Raw genomic sequence first — 25,732 nt, forward strand, 5'->3', positions numbered from 1 at the left:
AAAATGAGAATAATATCAGAAAGTAACCAATTCTTCTGTTTTTGTACCTATTATCCCAACAAAAGTTTGTGAAATTTAAAGAAATTGGTGGTCAATAGTTCAAAATTTCTTACTTTCGCACCTCGTTTAAGAAAAGGATAAAATGAGTACAAAATTTACTGAATACAAAGGACTTGACTTGCCAACTGTAGCTACTGAAGTTCTTGATTTTTGGAAGAAAGAAAATATATTTGAAAAGAGTGTAACAACTCGCGAAGGTGCTGAGCCTTTCGTATTTTTTGAAGGTCCGCCTTCAGCAAACGGATTACCAGGAATTCACCACGTAATGGCGCGTGCGATTAAAGATATTTTTTGCAGATATAAAACTCAAAAAGGTTTTCAGGTTAAAAGAAAAGCCGGTTGGGATACTCACGGTTTGCCTGTAGAATTGGGTACCGAAAAAGAATTAGGAATTACAAAAGAAGATATTGGCAAAACAATTTCTATCGAAGAATATAACGAAGCATGTAAAAAAACCGTGATGCGTTATACGGATGTATGGAATGATTTGACCGAAAAAATGGGATATTGGGTAGATATGGAAGATCCATATGTAACTTATAAACCAAAATATATGGAATCGGTTTGGTGGCTTTTGAAACAAATCTATGATAAAGGTTTGTTGTACAAAGGTTACACGATTCAGCCGTATTCTCCAAAAGCAGGAACAGGATTATCTTCTCACGAAGTAAATCAGCCTGGAGCTTATCGTGATGTTACAGATACTACAATTGTAGCGCAATTCAAGACTTTACCAGAAACTCTTCCGAGCTTTTTACAAGGTTTTGGAGATATTCACATTTTAGCTTGGACGACAACTCCTTGGACGCTTCCGTCGAATACCGCTTTAACAGTTGGACCAAAAATCGACTATGTTTTAGTAAAAACATTCAATCAATATACTTTTGAGCCAATCAATGTTGTTTTGGCGAAAAACTTAGTTGGAAAACAATTCGGAAAAGGATTTTTCTTAAGCGAAGACGATGCTGATTTTGACAACGTTAAAAACGGTGATAAGAAACTTCCATACAAAATCTTAACCGAAGCAAAAGGAGCAGATTTAGTAGAAATTCGTTACGAACAATTATTGCCATATGTATTGCCATATCAAAATGCTGAAAATGCATTTAGAGTAATTGCTGGAGATTTCGTTACAACAGAAGACGGAACAGGAATTGTACATACCGCTCCAACTTTTGGTGCAGATGATGCTAAAGTAGCAAAAGAAGCAAAACCAGAAGTGCCGCCAATGTTGGTCTTGGATGAAGAAGGAAATGCAGTTCCATTAGTAGATTTACAAGGGAAATTCACTTCTCATTTGGGTGATTTAGCAGGTAAATATGTTAAAAACGAGTATTATGATGCAGGGCAAGCTCCAGAGAAATCTGTAGATGTTGAAATGGCTATTCGTTTAAAAGAAGAAAATAAAGCTTTTAAAGTTGAAAAATACGTGCACAGTTACCCACACAGCTGGAGAACCGACGAGCCGTTGTTATATTATCCCCTAGATTCATGGTTCATCAAAGTAACCGATGTAAAAGATAGAATGTTCGACCTGAACGAAACTATCAATTGGAAACCTAAATCTACTGGTGAAGGACGTTTTGGAAACTGGCTTAAAAATGCCAACGACTGGAACTTATCTCGTTCTAGATATTGGGGAATTCCGTTGCCAATTTGGAGAACTGAAGATAAAAAAGAAGAAGTTCTTATTGGTTCTGTTGAAGAATTATACAATGCGATCGAGAAATCTATCGAAGCTGGTTTTCAAAAAGAAAACCCATTTAAAGGTTTCGAAATCGGAAACATGTCTGAATCAAATTATGATTTAATTGATTTGCACAAGAATGTTGTTGATCAAATTACTTTGGTTTCGGCTTCAGGCCAGCCAATGAAACGCGAAAGCGATTTGATTGACGTTTGGTTCGATTCTGGAGCAATGCCTTATGCACAATGGCATTATCCTTTCGAAAACCAAGATAAAATTGATGGGAATAAAGACTTCCCTGCAAATTTCATTGCAGAAGGAGTAGATCAAACACGTGGATGGTTTTATACATTGCACGCAATCGGAACTTTGGTTTTTGATAAAGTAGCGTATAAAAACGTAGTTTCTAACGGTTTGGTTTTAGACAAAAATGGAATTAAAATGTCTAAGAGTAAAGGAAATACTATAGACCCATTTAAAACCATTGCAGAATTTGGTCCAGATGCCACACGCTGGTATATGATCATGAATGCAAATCCGTGGGATAACTTGAAGTTTGACCTTGAAGGAATTGCTGAGGTTCGCCGTAAATTCTTTGGAACGTTATATAATACGTATTCATTCTTCTCGTTATATGCTAACATCGACGGATTTAAATATGCTGAAGCTGAAATTCCTTTAAACGAAAGACCAGAAATCGATCAATGGATTATTTCTGAATTGCATACGTTAATCAAATTTGTTGACGAATGTTATGAAGATTACGAGCCAACAAAAGCGACAAGAGCTATTTCTGACTTCGTTCAGGAAAACTTAAGTAACTGGTACGTTCGTTTATGCCGTCGTCGTTTCTGGAAAGGTGAATATGCTAAAGATAAAATTGCAGCTTACCAAACGCTTTACACTTGTTTGGTTACAATCAGTAAATTAAGTGCTCCTGTCGCGCCATTTTTCATGGATAAATTGTATCGCGATTTAACTGCTTCTACGGGAACCGAGGATTTTGCTAGTGTTCACTTGGCTGAATTCCCAAAATTTGTCGAAAACTTTGTTAATAAAACGTTGGAAAGCAAAATGCAGAAGGCGCAGACCATCTCTTCTCTAGTTTTATCACTACGTAAAAAAGAGATGATTAAAGTGCGTCAACCTCTGCAAAAGGTAATGATTCCAGTACTTGACGAGAATCAGAGAGCTGAAATCGAAGCCATTTCTGACCTTGTAAAAGCCGAGGTAAACGTTAAAGAAATTGAACTTTTAGACGATGCTTCTGGTATTTTGGTGAAACAGATCAAACCTAATTTTAAGGCTCTTGGACCACGTTTTGGAAAGGATATGGGGTTGATTTCTAAGGAGATACAGAATTTTTCTGCAGATCAGATTAATCAGTTAGACAAGCAAGGAACGCTAGATATTGTTATTTCTGGAAATAATGTAACTTTATCCTTAGAAGACGTCGAAATAACATCGCAAGATATCGAAGGATGGCTGGTTGCAAATTCAAACGGAATTACAGTAGCGCTAGACATTACAATATCTGAAGAATTAAAAAATGAAGGTATCGCGAGAGAATTGGTAAATAGAATTCAGAATATCCGTAAAGATTCAGGATTTGAGGTTACTGATAAGATCAAAGTACAAATAAAAAGAGACGGTATTTTAGAAAATGCTGTTTCAAAAAATGAGGACTATATCAAGTCTGAAACATTAACAGATGAACTAGTTTTTGTAGACGTTTTAGAAAACGGCACAGAAATTGAGTTTGATGACATTAAAACCATTATATTAATTTCAAAATAGTTAGAAAATGATAGATGAAATTACAAGGTACTCTGATGCTGACTTAGCAGAGTTCAAAGAGATAATTCAAGCAAAAATACAAAAAGCACAAGCAGATCTTGATTTGATCAAAAGTGCTTATATGAATGATTTAAATAACGGAACAGACGATACATCTCCAACTTTCAAAGCTTTTGAAGAAGGAAGTGAAACTATGTCTAAAGAAGCAAACTCTCAATTGGCTATTAGACAAGAGAAGTTTATTCGTGACTTAAAAAACGCGTTATTCCGTGTTGAAAACAAAACATATGGTATTTGCAAAGTAACAGGTAAATTAATTAGCAAAGAAAGGCTTAAAATCGTTCCTCATGCAACAATGAGTATCGAAGCTAAAAACTTGCAAAGATAAATTCACAAAAAATATCTAATTAAAATGCACTCTTTAAAGGGTGCATTTTTTTTGTTTAATGTTTAACGGTTTTGGTTTCTGTTGTTGGATTTTTTCTTTGAAAGAAATTATTTATAATTAGTTAAAATAAGCTTTAAATGAAAAAAGTTTTTTTGTAAGAAGCGAAATGACTGATTAACTGTGGTTTTGGTTTATTGTTAAATGAAAAAACCGCCTTAGTAAAGCGGTTTTGATTTCATAAAATTTTAAAATAATTATGCTAGGTTTTTTTCAACGTCAGCTTTGTGTTTTCTTAAAATAGCTCTAGTCATTCCTAAATTAGCTTTTGAAGCATCTGCAGCTAAGTAGATCATGAATTTTTTGTTTGGCGAAATGTCGATAATGTGTATTTGATTAGAAAGTGTAATCAAAATATCTTCGATATCCTGGTTTAAATTTAAAGCTTTAACGGCATTAAGCTTCGCTTTTACAACTTCTAGGTTGTAAGCGGCAGCAAGTTCTGGGTCGAAAGCTGGGTCAACAGTTAAATTTCCGAAGCTTAATCCAGATTCAATTTCTGTTACAGCGACAGCGATAAAGCCGTTTACGTTTGTTTTCATTTCATTTAAAAACACGTTTAAAAAGTCATTGCTCATAGTTCATTTGGGTTTGATTGTTAATAGAATTTATTTTTTATTTCAGTAGGGAATTTTTGCTTAACTCTGCAGAGACTTCTTCTGTAGAACGCATTAATAAGGCAAGATTGCTTCCTTCTTTAGAAAAAGCAACAATAAAATTAGAACCGCTTATTTTGTTTCCAACGATAACACCTTCTGCGCTTTTAAGGTATAATTGTTTAAGAGAGCCTTTTTCTAAATCTATCAAGAATTTTTCGCTCATTGATAAAATAGCTGCGCTCATAGTGGCAATGCTGTCTCCGTAGTCTAAGTTTAAGGAAGTGATTAGTTTTCCTTTACCATTTAAAATTAAAGCAGCAGTTGATTTTGTGCTGACTAGAAAGTCATTTAGTGTAGTAGTAATTTCATTCATGATTTTGTAGGATTTTGGGAGAATTGTTAAATTCAGTTTGTTTTGGATTTGTTTTTGAAAATTAATGTTGAATCAACCTAAACAAGTGTTAATTTTCATTAACAAATATAAATTAAATTATGTATCATTGTAATACCAAATCATTAATAATTTAAATTATTTACTGTAAAAAACTTACATTATGGCTAAAGTACTGAAATTCAAAGAAGTAAACTCTGACGTGGAGCGTAGAATGAAAGATTTTGAAAAACTGCGCATTAAGTTTAAAGCCGACGTTAAAAAGGGAGAAGCTAAAAAATTGGCTGCCGGAAAAGAAAGTAAAGGGATATTTAAATCGATTTCAGATTTTTTCTCCGACAGTCCGAAAAAACCAGCAAATGTCCCTGTGAAAAAATAAACTTTATGAGGTTTAGATTAGCGCTTAAACTCAGTTTAGTTTATTAGAAAACAATTAACGCTCCATTAGGAGCGTTTTTTTTGATTAAATTGCTATTTTTGCCCATCAAAAAATCTTAAAATGTCATTACGAAAAGCGTATTTCCTTATATTTCTAGTTTTAATAGTTGATCAGCTTTCTAAAATTTATGTAAAAACAAACTTTGTTCTTGGTGACGAGATAAAAGTGATGGGGGCTGAGTGGTTCAAAATTCATTTCATAGAAAATGAAGGAATGGCGTGGGGAACAAAAATTCCTGGAGAATACGGAAAATTAATTTTGACTGTTTTTAGGATTTTTGCGGTATTCGGAATCGGATGGTGGCTTGCTGATAGCGTTAAAAAACGTCATTCTGATTATTTGATAGTGGCGATAGCTTTAATTTTTGCCGGTGCTGCCGGAAATATTATTGATTCTATTTTCTACGGAGTTATTTTCGATGATAGCACTAACAATTTAGCAACACTATTTTCTCCAGAACCTTACGGAACGTGGTTTCATGGTTTGGTTGTAGATATGTTTTACTTTCCTATCTGGGAAGGAAATCTTCCGGCTTGGTTGCCGATTTTTGGTGGAAAACATTTTGCTTTTTTCAATGCAATTTTCAATGTTGCCGATGTAGCAATTTCTACAGGAGTTGGTATACTTTTGGTTTTCAATAAGAGAGCTTTTCCAAAACACGAATAGGTTTAAACAATTTCAAAATTTTAAAATTCCAAATTCTAATATCTAAGCATTTATTGCAGGCAGATATTGGAATTTGGAATTTTTGGTTATTGAGGTTTAATATTATTGTGTTATTTTTACGATACAAAAAATCAAGCTATGCAAAGTCCGTCTTTCTCTATTTATGATGCTTCTGCAGGGTCAGGAAAGACTTATACATTGGTTAAAGAATATTTAAAAATCATTCTTTCTTCTCCAAAAAATGATGCATATCGAAATATTTTAGCAATTACCTTTACCAATAAGGCTGTTCACGAAATGAAAAGCCGTATCGTTGGAAGTTTATCTGAGTTTGCCAAAGACGAACCGTCGGCAAAAGCATATGACTTAATGGAGGATATCTCTCGAGATACTGGTCTTTCGGTTGTTAAGATCAAAACTAAATCACAGCAAATTATAAAGCACTTAATTCATAATTATGCAGCTTTTGATATTTCTACAATTGATAAATTTACTCATAAAGTTATTCGTGCCTTTGCTCATGATCTAAATCTACCCATGACTTTTGAGGTGACTTTAGATACCGAAAATTTATTGGTTGAAGCTGTTGATGCTATAATCGCACAAGCTGGAGAGGATGAAACGCTGACCAAATTGCTCATCGATTTTACAATGGAAAAAACCGATGACGATAAAAGCTGGGATGTTTCAAGAGAAATTTTGGATACAGGAAGGTTGATTTTGAATGAAAATAATAGAAATGAAATTCTTCATTTTCAAGATAAAACAATAGGAGAGTTTGTTGAGATAAAGGCAAAGATGCAGGCGCTCTGTAAAGAATTAGAAAAGGCAAATGAAGAATTGGCGATTAAAGCAATTGAGCTAATCGATAAAAATGGAATTGACTCAAAATCATTTTCCAGAGGAACTTTCCCTAATCATTTGGAGAGTATCAAAAACGGAAAATTCAATCCCAAAAACAAAACTTTTCATGAGTTTGATGATATTGCTATTAATAAAACGGCAAAAGACCGAGCGTTAATTGAAAATATTATTCCGGAATTGCTTCAAATATTGAAAGCGGTCTATCAAAATTTTGAAAAAAGAGATTTTTATAAAGCCTTTTTGAAAAATATAACACCACTTTCTTTGTTGAATACGGTAAGTAATGAATTGGCTAAAATTCAATCGGAACAAAATGTATTGTCAATTTCAGAATTCAATGCCATAATTCATCGTGAAATTCAAAACCAACCAGCGCCATTTATTTATGAGCGTTTGGGAGAACGTTATCGTAATTTTTTTATTGACGAATTTCAAGATACTTCAGAAATGCAATGGCAGAATTTGATTCCGCTGATTGATAATTCTCTTTCTGGCTTAGACGATTTTGGAAATAAAGGAACTTTGATGATTGTGGGCGATCCAAAACAATCCATTTATCGCTGGCGCGGAGGAAAAGCAGAACAATTTATCGAATTAAGTAAAGATGTAAATCCATTTAACAATCCAGATAAACAGCTTAAACATCTAAATACCAATTACCGAAGTTATAGTGAAGTTATTGAATTTAATAATGCTTTTTTTAAGCTGATTTCGGCAGAATTTTCAAATGAAGATTATAAAGATTTGTATGAAAATCATAGTTTTCAAAATACCAATTCAAAAAGAGGAGGTTACGTCAATATTTCTTTCCTTCCAATAGTGGATAAGAATGAGTTTGCCGATGAAGATGAGGTCGTTGAGAAGTCCGATTTATATGTTTTGGCTACTTTAAATACCATTCAAGAGGTAGTTAAGCAAGGTTTTGAATACAAAGACATTGTAATTCTAACTAGAAAAAGAGACCAGGGAATTGCGATAGCTAATTATTTAACTGAACAAGGAATTCCGCTTTTGTCTTCGGAAACGTTAATGATTCAAAATGCGGCAGAAGTCCGTTTTATTGTTCATTTGCTTCGTTACTTAAATAATAGCGCCAATTTAGAATCGAAGGCTAATTTTTTGCATTATTTGGCTTCAAATAAAGAGTTGTCAATGCCGGTTCATGATTTTATAGCTTTAGGAATGAGCTATAAATTGGAAAAAGAATTTGAAAATTGGCTTTTAACTTTTGATGTTTCTTTTTCTTTTGAAGATGTTCGTAAAAAATCACTTTATGAAGCTGTAGAAATTATCATTTCTAAATTTATTCTTCCTTCTGATGGAAATGCCTATGTGCAATTCTTTTTGGATATAGTTTTAGAAAGAGATATTCGAAATCAGGCAGGAGTTTCTGATTTCTTGGTTTTTTGGGATAAAAATGCAGAGAAATTTAGTATTCCGTCTCCCGAAGGAAATAATGCTGTTCGAATTATGACCATTCATAAATCAAAAGGATTAGAATTTCCGGTTGTAATTATGCCTTTCGCAGATGAAGATTATAATCGAAAACCAAAAGATAAATTATGGCTCGATACAGAGGAGATTGATTTAGGTGTTCCAAAAGCATTGGTTGATAATAGTAGTGCGGTTGAAGGTTTCGGTGAAAGTGCTTCGGCTGTTTTTAATCTAAAAAAACAGGAAGAGCTTTTAGATAATATCAATGTTTTGTACGTGGCACTGACCCGTGCAGAAGAGCAATTGTATGTTATTTCTCAATCTTTGAAAGCAAAAAACGATGGAGAATATCCCAATAATATGGCTTCCTTTTTTATTAAATTTTTGATTAATGAAGGAGTTTATGATGAAGAGAAACTGAATTATGAATTTGGAAACAAAACAAGACTTTCGAAAGTTTCAAAGACACTAGATTTAGTAAAAACAATTCCGATTGTGAGAGAAGTTTTGAATCCGAAAAATATTAAAATTGCCCAACGAGAAGCTTTGATGTGGGGAACGCATCAGCAAGAAGCAATTTCGTATGGGAATATAGTGCATGAGATTTTGGCTTTCGTTAAAGATAAATCAGATATCGACTTGGCGGTTGCAAAATCATTGGAAAATGGTTTAATAACTTACGATCAAGTTGACCAAGTGCTCCAGACTTTGAAGGAAATTGTGAATCATCCTGAACTGACGGTCTGTTTTAATGGAAATGATACTGTCTTGAATGAGCAGACAATTGTTCAAAAAGAAGGAAGGATTTTAAAGCCGGATCGGGTTGTTTTTTTAGAAAATAAAGAAGCGCTTTTACTCGATTATAAAACAGGAGCTATAAATGCTAAATATCAACATCAAATTCAGGAATATCAAGATGCAATTGAGGATTTAGGATACAAAGTGTTAAAAAAGGCTTTGGTGTATATTGGAGCGGAAATTGAAGTGGTAAATTTGTGAAAAAATTAATCAGATGTTAAAGAAATAACGAAGCTTAAATATTGTTAACTTGTTAATTTTTAACGTTTTAAATAAATAAAAAATGTACGGTAAAATAAAAGAACATCTGCAAAGCGAGCTGCAGACAATCGAAGAAAATGGAATTTTTAAAAAGGAGCGAATTATAACTTCTCCTCAAGGAGCAGAAATTACTATTTCGACAGGAGAAACGGTTTTAAATTTTTGTGCTAATAATTATTTAGGACTTTCTTCTCATCCAGAAGTAATTCAAGCGGCTAAAGATGCCTTGGATACGCACGGTTTCGGAATGTCATCTGTACGTTTTATCTGCGGAACCCAAGATATTCATAAAACATTAGAGAAAAAGATTGCCGATTTTTACGGTACAGAAGATACTATCTTATACGCAGCAGCTTTTGATGCAAACGGGGGAGTTTTTGAACCTCTGCTTGGAGAGAATGATGCGATTATTTCGGATAGTCTAAACCATGCTTCTATTATTGACGGAGTTCGTCTTTGTAAAGCGGCGAGATACCGTTATGAAAATAGTAATATGGAAGATTTAGAACAACAGCTGATTAAAGCAAATGAAGCAGGGGCTCGTTTTAAATTAATTGTTACGGATGGTGTTTTCTCTATGGATGGTTTAGTTGCGCCTTTGGACAAAATTTGTGATTTGGCTGACAAATACGATGCAATGGTTATGGTTGACGAATGCCACGCAGCAGGTTTTATTGGTGCAACAGGGAAAGGTACTCTTGAAGCAAAAGGAGTGATGGGGAGAGTTGATATCATTACAGGTACATTAGGTAAAGCTTTAGGTGGGGCTATGGGTGGTTATACAACGGCAAAAAAAGAGATTATAGAATTATTGCGTCAAAGATCTAGACCTTATCTTTTTTCAAATTCATTAGCACCTGCAATTGTTGGAGCTTCAGTAAAAGTCTTTGAATTGCTTGAAAAAGATACTCAACTTCGTGACAAACTGGAGTGGAATACAAATTATTTTAAAGAAGGTATGAAAAATGCGGGTTTCGATATTATAGATGGAGATTCGGCAATTGTACCAGTAATGTTATATGATGCGAAATTGTCTCAAACAATGGCAAATGAACTTTTAAAACAGGGAATTTATGTTATTGGATTTTTCTTTCCTGTAGTGCCAAAAGATAAAGCCAGAATACGCGTTCAGCTATCTGCAGCGCATGATAAAGAGCACTTGGACAAGGCTGTAGATGCATTCACAGTTGTCGGTAAAATGTTAAAAGTTATATAATTACCACTTTGGTCAAATTTTTGTAGGTTTTTTTTAACATTTCATTTTGTATTTAAAAAATTTGGTGTTACTTTTGCTTGTAATTAACTAAATTGTAATTAAAAAAATTAAGTATGAAACATCTTAACAAACTTTTAGTTGCTGTATTGATGGCGATGGGTTTAAATGCTCACGCGCAAGACAGTAACAATCCATGGGCTATCTCTTTCGGGGTTAATGCTGTGGATACTAGAACAAGTTCTGGAGCTGGTCATGGGTTTTTTGATCAACACTTCTCTCAGCCATTCGCAGTAAAAGACAACTGGAATATTCTTCCTTCTCTATCTTACATTGGTGTAAATAGATATGTAGGTAGCGGTTTCTCTGTTGGTTTACAAGGTTCTGTAAACAAAATTGATAAACTTGTTACTTTTAATCCAGCTGCTCCAGGTCACGATGGTAGAGGTAACGTTGTAACTAATCCTGGTGATTTAATGTACTACGGAATTGATGCTACTATTAAATACAGCTTCCAAGAATTAATCAAATCTAAAGTGATTGATCCTTCGTTATCTGTTGGTGGAGGTTATACTTTCTTCGGAGATAACAGTTTTGGAACTGTTAATCCAGGTGCTGGTATTACTTTCTGGTTTACAGATGCTATTGGTCTTGAGTTAGCTACAAGATACAAATGGGCTGTAGCTGCTAACGAGGCTAAACCTCTTGACAGATCAGTTTTCCAACACACTGCAGGTTTAGTTTTCAAATTCGGAGGTAAAGATACTGACGGAGACGGAATCTATGACAAAGATGATGCTTGTCCAGATGTTGCTGGTTTAAAACAATTCAACGGATGTCCTGATACTGACGGTGACGGAATCGTTGATGCTTCTGACGCTTGTCCAGATGTATTTGGTTTAGCTGCATTAAACGGATGTCCTGATACAGACGGAGACGGAATCGCTGATAAAGATGATGCTTGTCCAGATGTTGCTGGTTTAGCTGCTTTAAAAGGTTGTCCTGATACTGACGGAGACGGAATCGCTGATAAAGATGACAAATGTCCTACAGTTGCTGGTCCTAAAGAAAACGGTGGTTGTCCATTCTTAGACGCTGATAAAGATGGTGTTGCTGATAAAGATGATGACTGTCCTACAGTTCCAGGTCCTGCAAGTAACAGAGGATGTCCAGAAGTAACTTCTGCTGCATTAGAAGATCTTAAAGTTCAAGCTAGAGCAATCTACTTCAACTCAGGAAAAGCTACTTTCAAAACTGGTGACAAAGAAACTCCAGCTAGATTAGATGCTATTAAAGAAATCCTTAAAAACTATCCAAACGCGAAATTCTCTATTGAAGGACACACAGATAGTACAGGTTCTGCTAAAATCAACGATAAACTTTCTCAAGATAGAGCTAACGCGGTATTAAACGCTTTAGTTGAAAGAGGAGTTAATCCAGAAAACTTAGAAGCTAAAGGATTTGGATCTTCTCAGCCAGTTGCAAGCAACAAAACTGCTGCAGGAAAAGCTCAAAACAGAAGAACTGAAATTAGACACATTGGTTCTAAATACCAAGGAAAACTATAATTTAGTTTTTAAATAAATTTTAAAAGCCATTCTTAATTGAATGGCTTTTTTTATTTTTACTCTATGGTAAATATTTCTTTTCTTCAAAAAATTGCTTCAGTTGTAATTCGGGATTATGCAGATAAACTTTCGGAAATAACCATAATTCTTCCGAATAAAAGAGCAAAAGTTTTTTTGATCGAAGCGCTCAAAAAAGAGATTGATAAAACTATTATTGCTCCCGAAATTACAAGTATTGAGGATTTTGTTCAAGACGTTGCGTCAATTCGATCTATTGATTCAATTGAATTATTGTTTGAGTTTTATGAGGTTTATTTGTCTATTACAGAAAAAAAGAATCAGCAGTCTTTTGAGTTATTTGCAAATTGGGCAAAAACACTTCTGCAAGATTTTAATGAAATTGATCGATATCTTTTAGATTCATCGCACGTATTGTCTTATCTTAAAGATATTGAGGATATAAAAAAATGGGGCTTAGAAGTAGATCAGAAAACCAAACTTCTAGAAAATTATATTGATTTTTGGAAATTACTTCCTCTTTATTACGATTCGCTTTACAATCATTTATTGTTTAAATCTATAGGTTACCAAGGGTTAATTTACAGAGAAGCGGTTAATAATTTAAATCATTTTTCGAATACAATTGGCAAGCGAATTTTTGTTTTTGCAGGATTTAATGCTTTAAATGCTGCTGAGGAAAAAATAGTGCAGCATTTGTTAGCTTTAGATCAAGCGAAGATTTATTGGGATGCAGATCGAGCATTTTTAAATGATCCTTATCATGATGCAGGACTTTTTCTAAGTCGTTTTAAAGAAAGCTGGAAATATTACAAGACAAATGTTTTTGATTGGATTGTAGATGATTTTTCACAGTCAAAAAACATTCAGATTATAGGAACTCCAAAAACAATTGGACAGGCAAAGCTGGCGGGAAGTATTATTGAAAATTTAATTGATCAAAACCCTACTGCGTCTTTAGATAAAGTTGCAGTTGTGCTTGGTGAAGAAAATTTATTAGTTCCGGTTTTATATTCGTTGCCTTCTTCTGTTGGAGCTTTAAATATTACAATGGGGTATTCTGGAAAGAATAATCCGTCGCAGATTTTTGTTGCTAAATTGTTTAAAATGCATACTAATGCACTTTCTCGAAAAGGCGGCAGTTATGTTTTTTATTATAAAGATGTGCTTGATATTTTGACCCATCCATTGGTTGAGCCTTATGCTCATGCCGAAAAATTGGTAAAAATTATCAAAGAGAATAATTACACTTTTATTACTCACCAGAAAATTTTAGAACTTCATCCAGAGTATTCTACGTTTTTTATTTTGTTATTTGAAAAATGGGAGAATGGTTCTATTGCTGTTTTGAAAAATATTTCTTCTTTACTGCTTTTAATTAAACAGCATTTTAGCAATGATAATGAAGAAGAAAAAATTGCGAAGGCATTTGTTTACGGTGTTTTTAAAGTGATTAATAAGCTGATAAATTATTATTCTAAACATCATCATATTGATAATATTGATACGCTTCACGCTATTTATAAGCAAATTATTGATTTGGCGGAAGTCTCTTTTGAAGGAGAGCCATTGCGTGGTTTGCAGATTATGGGAGTTTTAGAAAGCCGTGTTCTGGATTTTGAAACGGTTATTATAACTTCTATGAATGAAGGAAAGTTTCCTGCTGGAAAATCGCAAAATTCATTTATTCCTTACGATGTTAAAAAGGAATTAGGACTTCCTACGTTCAAAGAAAAAGATGCAATTTATACCTATCATTTTTATCACTTACTGCAAAGGGCGAAAAATATTTATTTGATTTATAATACCGAAAATGATGGATTGGATGCTGGTGAGAGGAGCCGTTTTATTACGCAATTGGAAGTAGAAAAAAAATCGAATCATAATATTAGTTTTGATATTTATAATCCAGCCTTGCCCAATACAGCTTATGAGCCTATTTCCGTTTCGAAATCTGAACCAGTTATGGCACGTTTAAAAGAAATTGCTGAAACTGGTTTTTCTCCATCTGCATTGACTTCTTATATTAGAAATCCGATAGAGTTTTATTTTCAAAAAATATTAAGGATTCGTGAAGTTGAAGAAGTAGAGGAAAATATTGCTTTAAATACTTTAGGGACTATTATTCACGAAACGTTAAAAACTTTATACGATCCTTTTATTGGAAAATTTATTTCAGAAAATGATATTTTAAATTGCTTTAAACTCTTGGATGATGAAGTTTTGAAGCAATTCAAATTAGTTTATAAAGAAGGAGAAATAAAGAAAGGAAGAAATCTCTTGGCTTTTGAAGTTGCGAAAAGAAACGTTTCGAACTTCTTGCGAATGGAATTGGAGTCGATAAAAAATGATGAAGCGATAAAAATTATAGCGTTGGAGCAGACATTTGAAAGACAATTTATTCATCCGAAATTGCCTTTTCCTGTTTTGATAAAAGGAAATGTCGATCGTATAGAGCAGCGCGACGGGAAAATAAGAATTATTGACTACAAGACAGGGAAAGTAGAAAAAACGGATGTTGTGTTAAAAACTTGGAACGGGTTAACACAGGAGCTTAAAAATGATAAAATTATTCAAGTACTGGCGTATGCCTTTATGTTTGAGAAAGAAGCAGGAAATCTGCCGATAGAGGTTGGTATTATTTCTTTTAAAAATTTGAAATCAGGTTTTTTGCCTTTTGGATTTAAGCCAGAAAAAGATTTAGATAGTATTGTAACATCAGAAATATTGGCTTCTTATTTGGAGGAAATTGCTAATTTACTAAGTGAGATTTTTGACAGTTCTATTCCTTTCGAAGAAAAGGTTTAATGATGAAATAGCTATCTTTATAAAAATCAGTCAATTCAAAGTAAATGGATCATTAATAAAATACTTTTATTTGTTTATAGTTAAACAAAACGAAGTCAGAAAATAAAAAAGCCGAACTTATTTAAGAAAATGATCTTGTAAGTCCGGCTATTTTTTTTGATTGCTTTTAGCTAAATATTTTTTTGAAGAAACCTTTTTTAGAACTTCCTTCAGAACTCGTAGTGTTGATAGGTCCGTTTTCAATACGAAATCTTCTAAACTTCAGCAGTTTTACATTTAAGTCAAAGCGTAATTCGTCAACAGTTTTCATTTATACAATTTTTTGCAAAGCTATAGAAAAACTTTCTGTAAATGCAACATTCTGTAAATGTTAATTTTAGAAATGAAATTAATGAAAAGAAAAGTTGTGTTTTTAATATTATATGCTTTTTATATTAATTTTTGTTGCAGAATATTTGCAAAAAAATAGGTTTAATTGTGTGATAAATAAAAGTTATTCGGGAACTTAGATCGCCTGTTTTTTTAACAAGTGTTTAGCTGACTAATCTTGAGATTAAAAATATCTTTGGCGCTTCCAAAAACATGACAAAATAATAGAATATGATTGATTTACAAACACTAGTAGAAGAGACTGGGGCAGAATCTGGCTTGAGTTTTAATATTGATGGAATCTTAAATGAGTCTGTTAATTTAGAATACGACGGAAATGTTGCAGCAATGATCGGAATGATCTTGAAAATGTGCTTAGAAATGTCTGAAGACGTAAACAATGGCGATCTTAAACAAGTTATGATTAAGAATAATGACGGGATCGTGGTAGCAACAAAAAATCAAGATGATAACTGCATTGCGCTTCTTTCTAAAGATCTAAGTAAAATGGGACTATTACTTCGTAGAATGGATTCTGTTTTCAATAATTAAATTTAACCAATATTAAAATACACATGTCAGACTTTTTACAAAATTTTCAAAACGATTTAAGAGATAATGTAAACGGATTTATTGCTGTTTCGGTGACTGAAGTTGAAACAGGAATGTCTTATTGCTCCTTAACTGTTAAACCCGATTTTGATCCAGAATTGGCTTCTGCTTACAATTTAGAAGTTGTGAAAGCTAAATTGAACGCGATTAGAGCTTTAGGATTAGAGCAAAAAATTAATGATATTTTGATCACATTGACAGATCAGATTCATATTATTGATTTATCCGAAGATGGAAGATATTTTATTTATTTAGCTGTAGATTCTACAAAAGCAAATCTTGGTTTAACAAGAGCAACTTTATCTAAATACAAAAAAGATATTACATCTAAATTATAATAACATTTGCCCCCAAAAATGAGAAAAAGGCTATTTCAACCTAGGTTAGAAATGGCCTTTTTTGATTTTATAAGTCGTTTATTCGAAGAAATTCAGTAAAATGGTTTTCAGTTCTTCTTTATTTTCGATGTGGCTCATGTGCCCATCTTCAAAAGAAATAAGTTCAGCCGTAGTATCTTCAATTTGAGCAAGACTTTCTTCATAATTTAAAACGGGATCTTTTTTGCCTAAAATCAGTAAGACTGGAAATCTGTTTTCTTGTAAAAGCCATTCTCTGTCTTTTCGTATTTTCATCCCTTCTAAAGAAGCTACAATTCCTTGTAAAGGTGTTTTTAAAGCTTCAGCTTTTACTTTTTCTATTTCTTTGGCCAATCGAGTTCTGTTGTTTTCGCTAAATAAATTTGCAATGGCTAAACTCACAAAACTGATATAATTTTGTTTTACGGCTTTAATGGCGCGTGTTCTGTTTGTCTTTTTTTCCTCGCTATCTTCTTTAGAAGTTGAATTCTGTAAAACTAATTTTTGGATTTTTTTTGGATATAATTCGGCGAAAGCCAAACCAACATAACCGCCCATTGAATGTCCTAAAATTATTGCTTTTTCGATTTTTAGAAATTCCAAAACTTCATTAACGGCATTGGCATTTTCTTCCATTTCATGAACGTAGCCTAAAGAATCAGATTCGCCATGACCTAATAAATCAATAGTAATAACGCGATGTTTTTTCGAAAAAAGATCGGCGTATTCTGTCCACATTTTTTTGTTTTCCAAGAAGCCATGAAGTAAAACTATTGCATTTCCTTCGCCAGAATCAGTAAAAGATATTTGGGTGTTTTTATATAGAATATTTTTCAAAACATTTTTTTTATAGTATATAGTGCAAAGATAAAAAAGGTGAAATCATATAAGAAATATAAGTTCAATCAAGTTAAGAATATTATTTATTTGCGATAATTTTAATGAATTTACAATGACCTGTATACTTCAAAATAAAAATGGCTTCCATTTCTGAAAGCCATTTTGTAAATTAAAATCGGTTATCACCATCCAAAAGATTTCCTAATCCGCCAAGAAGACTACCTTCATCACGACTGTTACCGCCAGATCTTGGTGCCGATGCAATAATCCGGTCAGCCAATCTAGAGAAAGGAAGCGACTGAATGTAAACCGTTCCTGGACCTTTTAAAGTAGCATAAAATAATCCTTCGCCACCAAAAATAGAATTCTTGATGCCGCCAATAAATTCGATGTCATAATCTACATCTTTGGTAAAACCAATAATACATCCTGTATCTACTTTTAGGATTTCGCCATGACCTAATACTTTTTTAGCCATTGTACCTCCAGAATGTACAAATGCCATTCCGTCTCCTTCAATTTTCTGCATGATAAAACCTTCACCGCCAAATAAACCGCGTCCAAGTTTCTGAGAGAATTCAATTCCAACAGAAACGCCTTTGGCAGCGCATAAAAATGAACTTTTTTGACAGATAAATTTACCTTGAAATTCCGTTAAATCAATTGGAAGGATTTTTCCAGGATAGGGCGATGCAAATGAAACTTTGCTTTTGCTGTTGCCTTGATTTAAAAATGCGGTCATAAACAAGCTTTCGCCAGTAAGAACTCTTTTGCCCGCATTTAAAAGTTTGCCAAACAAACCTGATCCCTGTTGCTGAGAACCATCTCCAAATATGGTTTCCATCTGAATGTTGTTTTCCATCATCATAAAACTGCCCGCTTCGGCAATTACAATTTCCTGCGGATCCAATTCTATTTCGACATATTGCATTTCTTCTCCAAAAATCTGATAATCTATTTCGTGCGCTTGCATAATTTTTAAATTTTGTTTTTTAAAATTAGACTAATGATTCTGCCAAATGTTACAGAGTTTAGTGTGTTTCAGCTGTTTTTAAAAACATTAAGTAATTTTGTTATTTTAAATTAGTCTTAATTATGTGTTTAATTGCTTTAAATTCTATATTTTTGCACCGTTATTATATTTTATCAGAATGGCATTAGTTAGTGATTTGACCACCAAAGTATTATTTGAAACCGAAAAAGGATACAGTTATCAATGTGATTTGACCAATAGTATAATCATCAATTTTGTTGATACAGTGTCAAGTTATAAGATTCACGATTTTTTGATTTTTCAAAGAAAGGTTAATAGCGTTGACATTTTGAATATGCTTTATGACTTATCAGATCAGTCAGACGCACAGTTGATAGAAACTACCAAAAGAAATTTTTCCAGAAATCTTACTATCTGTGAAATAGTGCAGTTAAGAGATTTATTAAACGGAACTAAATTTACCCTCACCCTACATTCTATGCTTTGCAATATTGTAAACGTCGAGCTTATTTAGATTCTTACTTAGATTAAATCCAAATTTTCAAGGGTTTACAGTTGCCGTCTTTAATTTTTGTAATTTTACATATATAAAAAATTAAAGGTTATGAAAGATTTACTAAGAACACGTACTTCATTAGTTGAAGGAATCGAAAATATATTGAACTTACAAGCAAAATTAGAAAGTGATGCTTCTAATAAATATTTGGCTATGGCTGCATGGTTGGATAGAAACGGTTATGCAAATACAGCATCTTATTTGTACAAGCAAGCAGAAGAAGAAAGAGAGCATTTTCTAAAAGTTTTCAAATATATTACAGATATGGGAGGGATTGCAGTTACGCCATCTATTCCAGAAGTACAGCAAGAGTTTGCTTCTTTGAGAGAAGTATTCGAAATTGCTTTGCAAAACGAAATTGCTGTTACTCAAGCAATCAATAAAGTAATCGCTAAATGTAGAGCAGAAAATGATTATGCTACAGAAGATTTTATGATGTGGTATGTAGCTGAGCAGAGAGAAGAAGAGAAAAACGCAAGAAGAGCTTTAGAGCTTTTTGACTTGATTAACGAAAATGCAGCTGATGGAAAATTCCAATTGGATGTGCAAATAGCAAAAATCGGATAAATAACCGATTTATAAATTTAAAAAAGCCCTTAATAATTTATTAAGGGCTTTCTTTTTATCTATTCATTCATCAAAGTTTCGATCTCGTCAACTTCAACAGGAATATTTCTCATTAAGTTAAAAGGTTCTCCTTTTTCCTGAACCACAACATTATCTTCTAAACGAATTCCGAACTTCTCATTAGGAATGTAGATTCCTGGTTCAACTGTAAAAACCATATTAGGTTTCATTGGTTCGTGAAGCAAACCATAATCGTGCGTGTCCAATCCCATGTGGTGAGACGTTCCGTGCATGAAATATTTTTTATATGCTGGCCATTCTGGATTTTCGTTCTGAACATCGGCTTTGTCCAATAAGCCTAAACCTAACAATTCAGAAGTCATGATTTTACCCACTTCAATATGATATTGTTTCCAAAGTGTTCCAGGAGTAAGCATTTTAGTTGCTTCGTTTTTAACTCTCAAAACAGCATTGTAAACCGCTTTCTGACGCTCAGAAAAACGTCCTGAAACCGGAATCGTTCTCGTCATATCGCTAGAATAATTAGCATATTCTGCCGCAACGTCTAATAAAATTAAATCTCCAGCTTTACATTGCTGATTGTTTTCGATATAATGTAAAACATTTGCATTATTTCCAGAAGCGATAATTGGTGTGTAAGCAAAACCTTTAGAACGGTTACGAATAAATTCGTGAGCCAATTCGGCTTCGATTTCATATTCGGTAACATTTGGTTTTACAAAACCTAATAATCTGCGGAAACCTTTTTCTGTAATATCACAAGCGTGCTGAATCAAATCGATTTCTTCGCTTTCTTTTACAGAACGAAGTCTTTGTAAAATTGGGTTGCTTTTCGCAACATTGTGCGCTGGATAACGTTCTTTCCACCATTTTACAAAACGAGCCTCGCGAGTTTCTGTTTCAACAGTCGCACGGTAATGTTCGTTTGTATTAATGTACATCGTTTCAGCATACGTCATCATTTCGTTCAAAACTTTATGAAAATCTTGCAACCAATAAACCGTTCTAATTCCAGAAACCTGAAAAGCACGTTCTTTAGTCAGTTTTTCGCCTTCCCAAACTGCAATATGATCGTTAGTTTCTCTTAAAAAAAGAATTTCTCTTTGACTTTCGTAAGGCGCATCTGGAAACAAAAGCAAAACGCTTTCTTCCTGATCTACACCGCTCAGATAAAAAATATCTCTATGTTGTGCAAACGGCAAAGTACTGTCGGCACTAATTGGGTAAATGTCGTTTGAGTTGAATACGGCAACAGAATTAGGTTTCATTTCAGCCATGAACTTTCTGCGGTTTTTTACAAAAAGTGCGCTGTTTATTTGATGATATTTCATAATTATTTCGTTTTTGAACTTCGAATTTCAAAATTAGTGAATTTGAAGTAATGACGTATAATTGATTTTATTAAAGTTTTCTTATTTGTTTTGGTTCTATTTTTTGAGTGTTTATTTAACCGCAAAGAGCGCTAAGGTTTTACGCAAGGTTCGCAAAGCTTCTACCTAATCTTGTCATTTCGAGGAACGAGAAATCTTCGGAAGTAACTCTACAAAGATTGGAAAAATCTTAGCAACTTAGAACCTTAGAATCTCAGAATCTTAATTTGGGCGTGCCCCTCCGGGTCGGGCTTTCGGCTATATCTTTTATTCCGCTCCGCTTCATAAAAGGATACCGCCTCTATCCCTCACGCTTAGAGTTTCAAAAGAAATTTAATGGTTAAATAAGGTTTAATTATCCAATTTTGTATCTTGTGATGAATTACTTGGGTAAAAATGAAAGAACTATTAATTGAAAGTAATGGAATAAAAACAGATCAGTATTTTATACCACCGTTTGAGTTAAAAGAAGGAGAGGTAGTTATTTTGTATTTATATGGAGGGCCTCATTTTCAAGACATCAAAACGGAATTGGTTAATGTTTTTACTGGAAAAATAAAAAATGAAAATGTGATTGTTACTAAGTCCTTGACTTATGTTGATTATTTTAAAGAATCAAAATTTAGAAATTTGTTTTTTCCAGTTAGAGTTGGTGAATATTTACAGAAAAGTTCAAATCTAGAAAGTGAATTTATCCAAAAAATTTACGAAATTCCATGGATTAATAAAAAGACTAAAATAAATGAACTTTACTGGAGTTCTAAAAGATTACTTTCATTATACGCAACATTTTCTAAAACAAAATATATCGTTTTTGAGTTAGCTGGATTAGGACCTTTTGATGCAAAAGAAAACTACAATATAGTTAGAAATGAAATTAGAAAAGGTGGCGCTGCAATACTTATTGATTGGGCTTCTGATATGAAAGATGATTGTGATAAATTTATAACTTTAGAATGGCTGTCAGTTTAAATTGATCTAAAATTCATGAACTCTAAAATCAAAATCAGAAAAATCAAAAACCAAGATCTAGATTTCATCTACAAATCAATCTGCGAACTCGAAAATGAACTTTTAGATTTTGAAGTTTTTAAAACCATATTCATTGAAAATATTTCAAACCCAAAAAATCTTTATCTCATTGCCGAAAACGAAACAGAAGGGTTAGGATTTATTAGCTTTCATATCCAAAATCTTTTGCATCATTGCGGATTGGTAGGAGAAATTCAGGAGTTTTTCATTCATCAAAAATATCGAGGCCAAGATGTTGGAAGAATATTGATAAATGAGATTTTAAATTATTCAGAAAATAATAATTTAAAAAGCATCGAAGTAACGACAAACAAAAAGCGAGTAGAGAATGTAGCGATTTATGAAAATCTTGGTTTTAGTTTGAGTCATAATAAGTTTACGATTTATAAATAATTATTGAGCTTTCAGTGTAGTTTGTCATTTCGACCGAAGGGAGAAATCACAATAGTAATTCGACAAAGATTGGCGATTTTGCTTGCGGAGTTTCTTGTGTGATTTCTCCCTTCGGTCGAAATGACAAGATTATAGCTGAAACTTTAAAATCCATACTAAAAAGTGAAACAGCTTAATATTTCCATAAAACATAATCTTGTAGTCGGTTTACTGATTGCTTTATGGCTTTTTGTTTTTGCTTTCATCATTAAACCTTTTGATGACGGAACGATAAATTTAAGAGCATGGTTTTTTCTAAGTTTTAGCTTTAGTTTTATGGCGTTTTTATGCTATGGTCTTTTGGCAATTATTCAAAAAAGCTTTTATCAAAAAATAGGAAAATGGAATATCAGTTTAGAAATAACAGCCATTTTGCTCTTTCATTTGCTATATCTAATTGGAGTTTTTGCCTTCTATAAAAGTCCAATTTTAAATGGCGGTTATGCTTTCTCTGAATTCTTTTCGGTAATATTTATAAAAGTCGTTTTAATTGTTACTCCAATAATTATTCTCTCAAGACGATATTTAATTAAACTAATTCCAATAAAAGAGGATGTTTTAATAATTAGAGGAGAAAACAGATTAGATATTCTAAAAATCAATAAATCCGATTTAGTCTGTATTTCGAATGCACAGAATTACGTTGAGATTTTTTATCTCGAAAATGATAAACTTCAGGCAAAACTCATTCGGTCTTCTCTCAAAAAAGTGCAGGATGATTTCGGGTTTTTGATTCAAATTCATCGTTCGCATCTCATAAATCCGATTCATTTTAAATCTTGGAGAAATGCAAATACTATTATTTTGACTCAAATTGAACTTCCTGTTTCTAGAAATTACAAAGAGGCTTTATTGACTTTGTAAATTTCATACCTAAAACACTGCATTTCGTACCTATGTCAATAAAACTGCACTTTCGGCTGGATTTTCATTTTAGTTTTGCTTCAATAAATTTTAAAACTAATTATGAAAACAAAACATTTTTGCCAAATTGGATTACTATTTTTCTTAGCCAGTTATTTATTATTTTCTAACCTTTTACCAAGTTTAAATACTTCGATAGATTTTGCGCATTGGTTTAATTTGATTGGAGCTTGTTTTTTATTGTCGTTTAATGATATATTTCCTAAAAACAGAATAAATGCAGTTGCTTCTTTATTGTTAACTTTAGGCGTCATTGCACACATCGGACTTTGTACAATCGATTTTATAATGTCGAGTTACGGAAATAACGAAATTGCAAAAGAGGCATTAAGTCATCAAATCAGTAATTCGCCAAGTATTTTGTATCCATTTGTGGTTGTTGGTCCGTCTTTGCTTTTTCTCGGTTTGGCTTTGCATGCATTTACTTTTATAAAAACAGAAACCTTGAAATCTTTAATGGTAATTCTTGGTTCGGTTGCTGTGGGAGTTTCTTTTTTTGTTTTGAAAAATGGAGTTTTTATGTTTTTGAGTTGTTTCATTTTTGTTTTTGGATTGGGATTATTGCTTTATGTGTCACGACCTTTGTCAAAGTTTTAAACTTTGACAAAGGTTTAAGTACAAAGTTTGTCATCCTGAGCGAAGTCGAAGGACACGCAAGTAGCTCCGCGACAATAGTCCAATCTTTGTCGAACAACTTACGTGTCCTTCGACTTCGCTCAGGATGACAATTCGATGAAAATAGAAAAAGGAAACATTCGCTTCAGTTTTTTATTTGAAATTCGTATTTTCGTTGCATAATCATAATAAGAAGATTTGAAAAAACATCTAAAATATCTAATCGCACTCTTTCTGGCTTTTGTAGTAATTGCAAGCGATGGTACTTTATATTCTCAACCTAAATCGGCAGAGTATTTTCAATCTTCATTTGTTGTTTCAAAAAAAGAAATAGAGCTTAAAAGTACTCGTTTGTACAAATTCGGAAAAGTTACTTCTTTCAAGAAAACAGGATTTTTAATTGTTTTGAATTTTATTAAAACTGAAAATGTCTTTACTTTTCAAATTGAAAAACTGTTGAAAGTTCAAAATCTGCTTCATCAAAAACTAACTTCATTTATAAATCAATCTGTTTTTATAAATGAAATAATCAATTCCAAACACTTCACTACAAGTTTATACAACGCTTAAGAAAATTATTTCTAGGCATAGATGATCAATAATGTCTAATCATTTATCGTTTTCAAAATGTATAAACAAAATAAAAATACTCGCTTAGAGCAATCTAAACGACCACTTCTTCATTGGATAAAGAGGAAATTTATAATTATAATGACTGCCTTTATGCTAGGAATGGCAAACGGAATGCATACCGAAGATACCCGAATTAAAGGAAATCAGAATTATACGGAACAGCATAAGAAGGATTAAGGCTTTAATTAGAAAATTAGTCAATTTGATAATTAGAGAATTATTTCTTTGTCTTGGGACCTTTGTCAAAGTTTTACACTTTGGTAAAGGTTTTTTTGTTCACAATCTTGTCATCTTGGGCGAAGTCGAAGAACGCGCGAGCAACTCCGCATGCAAAATTAACAATCTTTGCAGAGCTACTAACGTGTCTTTCGACTTCGCTCAGGATGACAAAACTATGTGTATATAAAACAAAAAACCGAAACATCATGAACTGCCCCCAAAAAGTTAGACACTATTTGGGGGCATTTTTATGGAAAGAAAAATCAAGTACAATTATGAGTTTAAACTTCTGTGCGTAAATGAAGTTTTAAATAGACATCGTTCAGTTAATTCAGTTGCGAATGAAAATAATTTTGACGAGTCAAATCTTAGAAAATGGGTTAAGTTTTACCAGAAGTATGGCAAAGAAGGTCTTTTACCCAGGAAGAATCGGATATACAACGTCAAGTTTAAGCAAAATGTATTGCTAAAAATTAATAAGAAGTCTTTATCTTTGAGAGAAGCCTGTCTTGAATTTAATATTCCTAGCGAATCTATTATTATTCAATGGCAAAAAAGATATGAAGATCAAGGTATCTTAGGCTTAAAAGATCAACCTAAAGGAAGACCTAAATCTATGAACTTCAAAAGAGCTAAAAAGAAATCGAACAAACCCTTGACAAGAGAAGAAGAACTTTTACTTGAGATAGAATCATTGCGATGTGAAAATGCTCTCTTAAAAAAGTTCAATGCCTTAGTTCAAGCCGAAGAAGCCAAGCAAAGCAAAAAGCACAAGCCATAATAGAATTAAGGCATGATTATGATCTGGGCATCATGCTAGATCATATGAATATGGCAAGAAGCAGTTATTATTACTACGAGAAGAAACATCAAGCCACAGATAAATACAAGGATATTAAAGAGCTGATTGAGCAAATTTACCATCATCATAAAGGTCGATTTGGTTATAGGCGTATCACTTTGGAAATAAAAAACAAAGGTATTTTGATTAATCATAAAACGGTGCTCAGGTTAATGAGGTTTTTAGGTTTAAAAAGTTTAATTAGAGTAAAAAAATACAAATCATATAGAGGAGAACATGGAAAAATAGCTCCCAATATATTGAAACGTAATTTCACAGCAACAATGCCTAATCAAAAATGGG

Annotated in this window: 26 protein-coding genes; 20 read left to right on the top strand and 6 right to left on the bottom strand. The window is 32.9% G+C overall.

All coding sequences use genetic code 11. From position 1 onward, the window contains the following. Positions 1–142 precede the first annotated feature (142 nt). Both ileS and LL966_RS13830 read left to right on the top strand, forming a co-directional pair. Positions 143–3,544, top strand: coding sequence for an isoleucine--tRNA ligase (ileS, locus tag LL966_RS13825; protein ID WP_229354044.1), 3,402 nt, complete (start codon positions 143–145; stop codon positions 3,542–3,544). A gap of 7 nt (positions 3,545–3,551) precedes the next feature. Further along, positions 3,552–3,932, top strand: a complete 381-nt coding sequence (locus tag LL966_RS13830; protein WP_057115206.1) for a TraR/DksA family transcriptional regulator — start codon at positions 3,552–3,554, stop codon at positions 3,930–3,932. A 254-nt stretch (positions 3,933–4,186) separates the two neighbouring features. Here the strand turns inward: LL966_RS13830 and LL966_RS13835 are convergent, their stop codons facing one another. Together LL966_RS13835 and LL966_RS13840 are read right to left on the bottom strand one after the other, a co-directional pair. Continuing rightward, positions 4,187–4,567, bottom strand: coding sequence for a hypothetical protein (locus LL966_RS13835; protein ID WP_229354046.1), 381 nt, complete (start codon positions 4,565–4,567; stop codon positions 4,187–4,189). A gap of 37 nt (positions 4,568–4,604) precedes the next feature. Next, positions 4,605–4,961 carry a roadblock/LC7 domain-containing protein gene (locus LL966_RS13840; protein ID WP_229354047.1) on the bottom strand — a complete coding sequence of 119 codons (357 nt, stop codon included), beginning with the start codon at positions 4,959–4,961 and terminating at the stop codon, positions 4,605–4,607. Positions 4,962–5,142: 181 nt separating this feature from the next. Between LL966_RS13840 and LL966_RS13845 the strand changes: the two genes are divergently transcribed. From LL966_RS13845 to LL966_RS13870, 6 genes are all read left to right on the top strand, one after another. Next, entirely contained in the window at positions 5,143–5,358 is a 216-nt protein-coding gene (locus tag LL966_RS13845; RefSeq protein ID WP_229354049.1) for a hypothetical protein, read from the top strand. A gap of 120 nt (positions 5,359–5,478) precedes the next feature. Next, positions 5,479–6,084 (top strand): lipoprotein signal peptidase, encoded by a 606-nt coding sequence (locus LL966_RS13850; RefSeq protein WP_229354052.1) that lies wholly within the window; start codon positions 5,479–5,481, stop codon positions 6,082–6,084. A gap of 138 nt (positions 6,085–6,222) precedes the next feature. Continuing rightward, a complete protein-coding gene (locus LL966_RS13855; protein ID WP_229354056.1) occupies positions 6,223–9,381 on the top strand; it encodes a UvrD-helicase domain-containing protein in 3,159 nt (1,052 codons plus the stop codon). 82 nt (positions 9,382–9,463) lie between these two features. Beyond that, a complete protein-coding gene (kbl, locus tag LL966_RS13860; protein WP_229354057.1) occupies positions 9,464–10,657 on the top strand; it encodes a glycine C-acetyltransferase in 1,194 nt (397 codons plus the stop codon). A gap of 113 nt (positions 10,658–10,770) precedes the next feature. Beyond that, positions 10,771–12,222, top strand: coding sequence for an OmpA family protein (locus tag LL966_RS13865; protein ID WP_229354058.1), 1,452 nt, complete (start codon positions 10,771–10,773; stop codon positions 12,220–12,222). A 63-nt stretch (positions 12,223–12,285) separates the two neighbouring features. Next, a complete protein-coding gene (locus LL966_RS13870) occupies positions 12,286–15,048 on the top strand; it encodes a PD-(D/E)XK nuclease family protein (protein ID WP_229354059.1) in 2,763 nt (920 codons plus the stop codon). Positions 15,049–15,214: 166 nt separating this feature from the next. On the opposite strand, the gene LL966_RS13875 is transcribed toward LL966_RS13870, so the two are convergent. Then, complete coding sequence (locus LL966_RS13875; RefSeq protein ID WP_229354061.1) at positions 15,215–15,358, bottom strand: hypothetical protein; 144 nt, start codon at positions 15,356–15,358, stop codon at positions 15,215–15,217. A gap of 290 nt (positions 15,359–15,648) precedes the next feature. On the opposite strand from LL966_RS13875, the gene LL966_RS13880 reads away from it, so the two are divergent. Together LL966_RS13880 and LL966_RS13885 are read left to right on the top strand one after the other, a co-directional pair. After that, positions 15,649–15,969, top strand: coding sequence for a roadblock/LC7 domain-containing protein (locus LL966_RS13880; protein WP_229354062.1), 321 nt, complete (start codon positions 15,649–15,651; stop codon positions 15,967–15,969). 23 nt (positions 15,970–15,992) lie between these two features. Further along, positions 15,993–16,367, top strand: a complete 375-nt coding sequence (locus LL966_RS13885; protein ID WP_229354063.1) for a hypothetical protein — start codon at positions 15,993–15,995, stop codon at positions 16,365–16,367. A 78-nt stretch (positions 16,368–16,445) separates the two neighbouring features. Here the strand turns inward: LL966_RS13885 and LL966_RS13890 are convergent, their stop codons facing one another. Together LL966_RS13890 and LL966_RS13895 are read right to left on the bottom strand one after the other, a co-directional pair. Next, entirely contained in the window at positions 16,446–17,222 is a 777-nt protein-coding gene (locus tag LL966_RS13890; RefSeq protein ID WP_229354065.1) for an alpha/beta fold hydrolase, read from the bottom strand. 172 nt (positions 17,223–17,394) lie between these two features. Then, positions 17,395–18,198, bottom strand: coding sequence for a TIGR00266 family protein (locus LL966_RS13895; protein ID WP_229354067.1), 804 nt, complete (start codon positions 18,196–18,198; stop codon positions 17,395–17,397). Between the two features lie 178 nt (positions 18,199–18,376). Here LL966_RS13895 and LL966_RS13900 point away from each other — a divergent pair, with 178 nt between their 5' ends. Together LL966_RS13900 and LL966_RS13905 are read left to right on the top strand one after the other, a co-directional pair. Next, positions 18,377–18,733: a hypothetical protein gene (locus LL966_RS13900; protein ID WP_229354070.1), complete on the top strand. Its 357-nt coding sequence runs from the start codon at positions 18,377–18,379 to the stop codon at positions 18,731–18,733. A gap of 90 nt (positions 18,734–18,823) precedes the next feature. Further along, positions 18,824–19,342 carry a ferritin gene (locus tag LL966_RS13905; protein WP_229354072.1) on the top strand — a complete coding sequence of 173 codons (519 nt, stop codon included), beginning with the start codon at positions 18,824–18,826 and terminating at the stop codon, positions 19,340–19,342. A 59-nt stretch (positions 19,343–19,401) separates the two neighbouring features. On the opposite strand, the gene LL966_RS13910 is transcribed toward LL966_RS13905, so the two are convergent. Continuing rightward, positions 19,402–20,694, bottom strand: coding sequence for an aminopeptidase P family protein (locus LL966_RS13910; RefSeq protein ID WP_229354075.1), 1,293 nt, complete (start codon positions 20,692–20,694; stop codon positions 19,402–19,404). Positions 20,695–21,129: 435 nt separating this feature from the next. On the opposite strand from LL966_RS13910, the gene LL966_RS13915 reads away from it, so the two are divergent. From LL966_RS13915 to LL966_RS13950, 8 genes are all read left to right on the top strand, one after another. After that, the gene (locus LL966_RS13915) at positions 21,130–21,705 is read left to right on the top strand and encodes a hypothetical protein (RefSeq protein WP_229354076.1); all 576 of its coding nucleotides are present in this window, start codon (positions 21,130–21,132) and stop codon (positions 21,703–21,705) included. Positions 21,706–21,720: 15 nt separating this feature from the next. After that, a complete protein-coding gene (locus LL966_RS13920) occupies positions 21,721–22,158 on the top strand; it encodes a GNAT family N-acetyltransferase (protein ID WP_229354078.1) in 438 nt (145 codons plus the stop codon). Between the two features lie 162 nt (positions 22,159–22,320). After that, positions 22,321–23,061, top strand: coding sequence for a LytTR family transcriptional regulator DNA-binding domain-containing protein (locus tag LL966_RS13925; RefSeq protein WP_229354079.1), 741 nt, complete (start codon positions 22,321–22,323; stop codon positions 23,059–23,061). Between the two features lie 102 nt (positions 23,062–23,163). Then, the gene (locus LL966_RS13930; RefSeq protein ID WP_229354081.1) at positions 23,164–23,718 is read left to right on the top strand and encodes a hypothetical protein; all 555 of its coding nucleotides are present in this window, start codon (positions 23,164–23,166) and stop codon (positions 23,716–23,718) included. A gap of 216 nt (positions 23,719–23,934) precedes the next feature. Continuing rightward, complete coding sequence (locus tag LL966_RS13935; RefSeq protein WP_229354083.1) at positions 23,935–24,306, top strand: hypothetical protein; 372 nt, start codon at positions 23,935–23,937, stop codon at positions 24,304–24,306. A gap of 57 nt (positions 24,307–24,363) precedes the next feature. Continuing rightward, positions 24,364–24,546 carry a hypothetical protein gene (locus tag LL966_RS13940; protein ID WP_229354085.1) on the top strand — a complete coding sequence of 61 codons (183 nt, stop codon included), beginning with the start codon at positions 24,364–24,366 and terminating at the stop codon, positions 24,544–24,546. Between the two features lie 292 nt (positions 24,547–24,838). Then, a complete protein-coding gene (locus LL966_RS13945; RefSeq protein WP_229354087.1) occupies positions 24,839–25,369 on the top strand; it encodes a transposase in 531 nt (176 codons plus the stop codon). A gap of 50 nt (positions 25,370–25,419) precedes the next feature. Continuing rightward, positions 25,420–25,732: IS3 family transposase (locus tag LL966_RS13950; RefSeq protein WP_229354095.1), on the top strand; the 313-nt coding region annotated here is incomplete at its 3' end.

The sequence above is a fragment of the Flavobacterium chungbukense genome (assembly GCF_020805785.1).
Lineage (GTDB): Bacteria > Bacteroidota > Bacteroidia > Flavobacteriales > Flavobacteriaceae > Flavobacterium > Flavobacterium chungbukense.